General features: G+C 64.3%; 1 protein-coding gene. It reads right to left on the bottom strand.

Features of this window, described 5'->3' with window-relative positions:
• Window positions 1-286, bottom strand: a 286-nt coding sequence (locus AACY08_RS29130) for an MFS transporter (protein WP_339472543.1), incomplete at its 3' end; no start/stop codon positions are given.
• Between the last annotated feature and the right edge of the window lie 196 nt (window positions 287-482).

Below are 482 nucleotides of genomic sequence, written 5' to 3'. Positions count from 1 at the left end.
TCAGTGAGCCCGCGCACATCAACGCGACCGAGACCGCCAGCCCGGCCTTGCGCCCATGCCGATCGGCATAGCGGCCCATCAGATAGGCGCCGATCGGCCGCATGAAAAAGCCGACCGCGAACACCGCCGAAGTGTTCAGCAATTGTGCGGTGGGGTCACCCTTGGGGAAGAAGGAGGCCGAGAAATAGAGCGACAGCGCGGAATAGGCGTACCAGTCATACCATTCGACCAGATTGCCGGCCGATCCGCCGATGATAGCGCGCAGTCGCTTCGCTTCAAGTGCCATGCGTCTCTCCCTGCCGGGCACCAGAGGCGAAATCACGACGGGGTGCAAGACCGGCGGTTGAGCGCAGCGGTTGCTTCGCGCATACAGCGCGGCATGCGCAAATTTTTCGTTCGCTCCGCTGTTCTTGCTATCGCGCTGGTGGTGAGTGGCTGCGTCAGCCCGCCCGCGTCGCCGCCGCCACAGCCGGTGGTGGTGC

Origin of the sequence: Pseudomonas sp. EL_65y_Pfl1_R83, assembly GCF_963970695.1 — a bacterium.
Lineage (GTDB): Bacteria > Pseudomonadota > Gammaproteobacteria > Pseudomonadales > Pseudomonadaceae > Aquipseudomonas > Aquipseudomonas tritici.
The sequence above is the reverse complement of the archived record's forward strand: the minus strand, read 5'-3'. Positions and strand labels throughout refer to the sequence as shown.